This is a genomic window from Cohnella mopanensis, from assembly GCF_022352055.1.
Classification (GTDB): Bacteria; Bacillota; Bacilli; order Paenibacillales; family Paenibacillaceae; genus Cohnella; species Cohnella mopanensis.
On the sequence record NZ_JAKRWM010000022.1, the window covers coordinates 130718 to 136917 of the forward strand.

Consider the following 6200-nt stretch of genomic DNA (forward strand, 5'->3'; position numbering starts at 1 on the left):
CCGTCGCGATATCGACGGGAGCCCTTTTTTAATGCTATTTAGCAGTTACGCGAATCGATACCGATTTATCTCCGAATACCGCTTTGATTACTGCGGTGCCTTTACCTTTAACCGATATCTTACCGTTGGCCACGGTAGCAACCGAGGTCGTCGACGAAGACCATACCGCCGAGGATGTTGCATCGAAGGATTTACCGTTCTCGTAAAGCGCGGTAAGCTCGACGCTAAGTTGATCTCCCACCACTGATGTGAAGGAAGTATTCGAAGACGTGAGCTTCGTTAGCTTGGCAGTAACGATATATGGAATCTCCAAGCTTTTTCCTTGAACCGTTGCGGTCAGCTTTCCGCTACCTTCCGCCAAACCTCTAACGGACGCACCTTTGACCGTAACGTGGTCCTCCGAAGAAGGATGCCAATCAATTCGCGAGCCAATATTCACTTTCTTACCGCTTTTAGTCGTTCCGACTACCTTAATCGATTGAGACTTATTCAAGGTTGTACTAATTTGCTTAGGCTCGATGGCGAAAGAAGTAAACTCTTCCTCAACCGTCACTTTGATTTTAACCGTCTGATTCATGTAGGTTCCGGTTAAAGTCGCCGAAGATGCTAGAAGTCCCTTCAGCTTGGCCGGGGTGACCAGCAGCTTCGGAGTCGAGGACTTCCAAACGATTTTACTCGTGATCGTATCTTCAGTTCCGTCCTCGTTAATCAGATCTACTCTCGGAAAGTCGGCTTCTCTGCCAATGACAACGCTTATCGTATCCTCACTAGGGATTAGAGCAAGAATTTTCTTATTCACATTCACGATAATTGTATCCGCAATGAAGGGCATTCCCGCTACGCTTTCCATAGAGGCCGTTAAAATGGCCGTACCCGGTGTCAATGCTTTGAATTTGCCGTCTTCGATCGAAACAATATTGTTATTGCTGGATGTCCATTCTACGAACTTAGCGATATCCTTCGAATCTCCCGCTACCGTTTTGCCTTTGACTGCCGGAAGAGCTGCGCTATCGTTTACGAATACGTCAAGCTTATCCTTCTCGATATCGACAGTCGTGATCGTAGGCGATACGGTAACTGTAATGGTTTTCGTCAATCCCATGTAAGTGACCGTAATCCGCGCTGTTCCAATTCCTCTTGGAACGGCGTACACTTTATTGTTTTCTTTTTTAATGACCGCAACCGCTTGGTCTTCATCCGAAATTTTCCACTCGGCCAAATTCGTAACGGAGTTGTTCGGGTCTCTACCGCTGCTCGCCGTTGCCGTTAATTCGACTCGCGAACCAAATAACGGTACGTTAATTCCTTTTTCAGGCGTTACTTTAAGCGCTTCGTATTCCGTTCTGACGATGACGGTAACGGAATCCGTTGCCCCGTAATGCTTGGCCGTTATAACCGCGGTACCTAAGCCTACGATCGTCAACTCGCCTTTGTCGCTAACTTTAACGACTGACACGTTAGAACTCGTCCATGTTGCGTCATCCGTAACATTATCGTTACCCGATGCTCCGGATTTATAGATCGCTTTTGCTTTTAATTGCAGGGAACCATCCCCGACATTCAACTCGATCGGACGACTTTTGAGTTCTTCCAATGCTGCATCTCTAATCTCGATCTTATCAAACGGAGACTTCACTGTAAGGATGGTGGAATTCGACTTTCCTTTGCTCTTAACGGTGATGGTTGCTTCTCCGGCGGACAACAGCTTGACCACGCCTTTGCTTACCGTTGCGATATTTGTGTTCGAACTTGTCCATTGGGCTGTATCCGTAATGGTATCGACACTCGTATCGCTTTTACTTCCAGTTGCCGTGAACGTCAAATTGTCGCCGAGATAAACGTCCATCTTCTCGGGAACGTTCGATGAATTACGCAACAAATTGATGTTGTTATAATAGTATTCAGCACTCACGAGGAAGGTGTCTGTTTGATCTTTGTACCTAGCCGTGATGATAGCCGAAGACACGGCTCCCGACGCGGTAACGACGCCTTTTACGACCTTTACCGATGATGAGGTAGAAGTCCATGTCGCCTCATCCGTTACATTGCGGGTTGACGCTCCGGATCCCCCGGAGATACTTGCGGTGGCAGTCAGAATAATAGAATTATCTTCGACATATAATTTTCCGGATGGGGTATCGGAGTCGATATGAACGGAATTTACCGTTTCGTCCGCTGCCGAAGCAATTCCTCCAAAAGTGCTAAGAACTAAAACGAGAACCAAAGCCATCGAGAGAATACGATTATAAATGTTGCTTGGACGGGACGACAGTGCCTGTTGATTCGCTGTTTTACTCCACATTTTCATTTGTAAACGGATCCTCCATATACGGTTATTCTTTTGAACACTCTTCTTATATAACGGTTTCAAATGCGGATTCCTGAAGATGGAATTAAAAAAACCTTATATTCTGACACAAAACAACCGCACCTTAGGTCCAAAAGACTAAGGCGCGGTCGAATAAAGCCATATATTCGTTACTTTAGTTACAGCTTACTTTCCGTAATCTTTACGAAGGCTCTCCAGCTTCTCTAAACAGAGCTCCGACCAACGCTTTAACCGGTCGATTTTCTCCCACTCCAGCTCAAAAGCCGCTCCCAGCGATTCCTTATAATCTGGAACCGTTCCCTTATAAGGCTGAACGGCGTTGATCGGTACCCACACCTTCTCGGTATAGGAGAGCGCCCTGCGTTCATGGAACATCCCCGCATCCGGATCATAAGAGCTATGCAGATCGCCCTGGGTGGGATGCTTCATTACCGCGAGCACCTTGACTAATACCCGCCGTTCGTCGCGGTCGATGACCTCGCCGACATAATCCCCCGTTTTATATGTTATTTTTACATTTTCCGGCATAGCGATATGTTCGTCCATAAATCATTTCCTCCTAATAACGTGATTCTTATCATTGTACCACTTGTCCCAAATCCCTCTTCAGCGTAATATGGAAGTAGGAAAAGTGGAGGATTATTTCTTATGCGTAAAAAACGGGTTCTGCTGCTTTCCGAAGGTTTCGGTACAGGACATACCCAAGCCGCTTATGCACTCGCCGTAGGATTACGCCAGTTATCGCCGCGAATTCAGACGCGTGTCATCGAGTTGGGTACTTTTCTTAATCCTATTATAGGCCCTTTGATCTTGTCCGCCTACCGCAAAACCGTAAGCAAACAGCCAAAGCTGGTCGGGAGAATGTACCGAAGCGGCTATCATAAATCATTAAACCGCATGACGCAATTCGCGTTGCACCGGTTATTCTACAACCAAGTATCGGACGTCGTCCGGCAATTAAAGCCGGATTCAATCGTCTGCACCCATCCGATTCCTAACGCCGTCGTCAGCCGTTTGAAAAGGCTAGGCTTGGATGTCCCTTTGTATACGCTCATAACGGATTACGATGCCCATGCGACGTGGACGAACCCGGAAGTGAACACGTATCTGGTCAGCACTCCGGCCGTCCGTAACAAACTGATCGCGCGCGGAGTTCCTCCAACCTCCATTGAAGTGACGGGCATACCCGTTCATCCTAACTTCTGGCATCCTCATGACAGAGCCGAGATTCTGGCGCAGTTCCAGCTTAAGGATATGCCTACCGTCCTCATTATGGGCGGAGGATGGGGCCTGCTCTATGGAGAAGAACTCGTAGAATACATGGCCGCCTATGCGGACAGAGTTCAACTTATTCTCTGCATGGGGAACAACGAGAAGGCGAAAGATAAGCTGCTCTCGGATGCGCGCTTCCAACACCCGAACATTCACGTGATCGGTTATACGAAGGAAATCAGCAAACTCATGGATGTTTCCGATTTGCTTGTCACTAAGCCCGGCGGCATGACGTGCACGGAAGGTATGGCCAAAGGTATCCCGATGCTGTTCTACGAGCCGATTCCCGGCCAAGAAGAAGAGAATGCCGAATACTTCGTCACGCACGGATTCGGCGAATTGATGAAGACGAATGAAACGATCGACCGTTGGTTCCGCCTGATCCAAGAGCCTTATGCGGCTTACCAGCATCGCGACACGCTGCTCGCTCTGCGCAATGCAGAATACCATCCCGCTAAGTGCTCCGAAGCGGTACTAGCTTTAATGGAATAATCAGTCGGACAATCTAAACAGACACCCTCTTGCCGAATATCGGTAGAGGGTGTCTGTTTAGGTTACGTTCCGCGGACAATCGACATCTTATGCGGAGACGTTTTTTTACGGTATTGTTGCGGCGTGTAACCCGTCTTTTTTTTGAAAGTGCGGGTGAAATGGGACAGATTATAGTATCCGAGATGGTTCATGATGTAGCCGATCTTAAGCTCGGATTGGGATAACATCTCTTTCGCGCTTTCAATTCGCTTCTGAACGATATATTCAGAGAGCGACCAGCCAGTCTTCTTGCGAAAAAATCGGGATAGATACGCGGGATGAAAATGAACGAATTGGGCGATATCCTCCCGCGTCAGTTCCTCAAGCAGATGCTCTTCGATATAATTTAGAATTTGATGCAGGACGGCATCCTCGGAATGGCTCGCTTGCCGCATGCGCAAAAACAGATCGAAATCGGTCGATTGCGATTCTATTGCCATAGAGAACGGCGAAGCCTCATCAAGCTTTTCTTGGGGCAGTTCGCGCATGGGAACGGTATTTCCGATATCGATATCGACATCCGCGTAAAAAAACGTTTTGGCGAACTTCCTCAATTCGCGGCAGCGATGTTCGATTCCGGACAAGATTTGAGTCTGCGTAGGCAAATCAAACAAAAATACCGCCGTACCGTGGCGGATGCGCATGGTCGCACCGGATAACGGATGCCTGATCAATTCATCGGATGCATTACACAAGGCGTATTCCAATAGGTTGCGTTCACGATCCGTTAAAGGAATGTTCCATCTGCGAACTGAAATCTGAATGGGTAATATCCAACTATCTACCGATGGCGGAGTGCTCATCAATTCACTCCTTCGCATTCAAAATGAATTCAAGTCACCTGTCGTACGGATTCGATAAAGTTATCCTCTTTCGAATCCTTCATTTGCAACTTGGGCTCGATATCCCCTCCCCTTTACGAAAGTTTGAAGCGTAACAGCTATAGAAGCAAAGATGTATACGGCAAAAACACCAGAATCCTAATTTCTGATGTAAATCCGGCAACAACAGCACGATTTATAGGAAATTTCACCAAGACGAACAACCCGTGCTGCTTCAAGCACTAACTGGTTCGATGGATTTAGTTTGCCGCAGTATTATCTGTTTATCTATTGTACTAAAATAAGGCGCGCGTGATCTATCTACTGAGATGACCAACTTAGCACTTTTGTGACTTTTCGCTAAGTGTAAAGGAAATTCATGCAAAAAAGACAAAAAGGGACATCCATAATGGATGCCCCTTTCCCGCCCAATAGGGAAACCCCTATCGGTCAAAGAATGGATTTCATTTCGTTAACCGTCGATCGATTACGGTTCGATTCCCCATGCCAGCGCACCGCTTGCATACACCGTTACTTTGTTCCAATCGGAGTATGCCGATTTCGTTCCGTCGAAGGAATAGTCGTCCGCCTCATTGAAGTTCGACCAATCAGTTTTGGCTACGCGAATCTGAATGTCTCCGCTCTGTCCCCCCGCCGCGATAGAACCCGCCGCAGAGCTGAACGAGATTTCCAGATAAGTGTCCGCGCCTGTTTTCGCCGGGCTGATCGTCGCGAATGCGCCGCTGACGCTGCTCGTTCCAACTTGCGCGTAATCGCACCAGAAGCTCAAGCCCGCAGTGCCCTCTTTCGTGAAATAGTAGCGCAGCTTCAGATCGCTGAGGTTTACCGCGCTTGTTCCAGTGTTCTTGATATTGAAGGTTGCATAGATCATGTTATCCGTTGCGTTGGATGTGCTCAATTTGTATTGCGCAACGAGGCTGCTCGTACTGCTGCCTGCCGTTGGTGTCGCGCTCGCTTGCGTGGAGTTTGCGCTTTCGCCCGCGCTGTTGGATGCGCTAATGGCATAGTAGTACGTCGTACCGTTCGTCAGGCCTGTGTTCGTATAGCTTGTCGCCGTCAATCCGGTCGCCACGTTCGTGTAAGGACCACCGCTTGTCGTCGCGCGTTTAACCGTGTAGCTCGTTGCTCCGCTCGATGCCGTCCAGCTCAGCGCAACTTGTGCGTTGCCTGCCGTTGCCGTCAGTCCCGCAGGTGCCGCTGGCACCGTTGGAGCTGCGATCGGCGTC

General features: G+C 48.4%; 5 protein-coding genes. 1 reads left to right on the top strand and 4 read right to left on the bottom strand.

What is annotated here, in order from left to right; genetic code table 11:
• Positions 1–34: 34 nt before the first annotated feature.
• Positions 35–2308, bottom strand: coding sequence for an immunoglobulin-like domain-containing protein (locus tag L3D05_RS23760; RefSeq protein WP_239618867.1), 2274 nt, complete (start codon positions 2306–2308; stop codon positions 35–37).
• 186 nt (positions 2309–2494) lie between these two features.
• A complete protein-coding gene (gene kapB / locus L3D05_RS23765; RefSeq protein WP_239618868.1) occupies positions 2495–2875 on the bottom strand; it encodes a kinase-associated lipoprotein KapB in 381 nt (126 codons plus the stop codon).
• A gap of 102 nt (positions 2876–2977) precedes the next feature.
• On the opposite strand from kapB, the gene L3D05_RS23770 reads away from it, so the two are divergent.
• Positions 2978–4093: an MGDG synthase family glycosyltransferase gene (locus tag L3D05_RS23770; RefSeq protein ID WP_239618869.1), complete on the top strand. Its 1116-nt coding sequence runs from the start codon at positions 2978–2980 to the stop codon at positions 4091–4093.
• 62 nt (positions 4094–4155) lie between these two features.
• On the opposite strand, the gene L3D05_RS23775 is transcribed toward L3D05_RS23770, so the two are convergent.
• Positions 4156–4935 (bottom strand): helix-turn-helix domain-containing protein, encoded by a 780-nt coding sequence (locus tag L3D05_RS23775; RefSeq protein ID WP_239618870.1) that lies wholly within the window; start codon positions 4933–4935, stop codon positions 4156–4158.
• A 505-nt stretch (positions 4936–5440) separates the two neighbouring features.
• Positions 5441–6200, bottom strand: a 760-nt coding sequence (locus L3D05_RS23780) for a cellulose binding domain-containing protein (protein WP_239618871.1), incomplete at its 5' end; no start/stop codon positions are given.

Coding starts and splice junctions, on each gene's coding strand:
- L3D05_RS23760 (WP_239618867.1), bottom strand. CDS start 2,308: ATGAAAATGTGGAGTAAAACAGCGAATCAACAGGCACTGTCGTCCCGT.
- kapB (WP_239618868.1), bottom strand. CDS start 2,875: ATGGACGAACATATCGCTATGCCGGAAAATGTAAAAATAACATATAAA.
- L3D05_RS23770 (WP_239618869.1), top strand. CDS start 2,978: ATGCGTAAAAAACGGGTTCTGCTGCTTTCCGAAGGTTTCGGTACAGGA.
- L3D05_RS23775 (WP_239618870.1), bottom strand. CDS start 4,935: ATGAGCACTCCGCCATCGGTAGATAGTTGGATATTACCCATTCAGATT.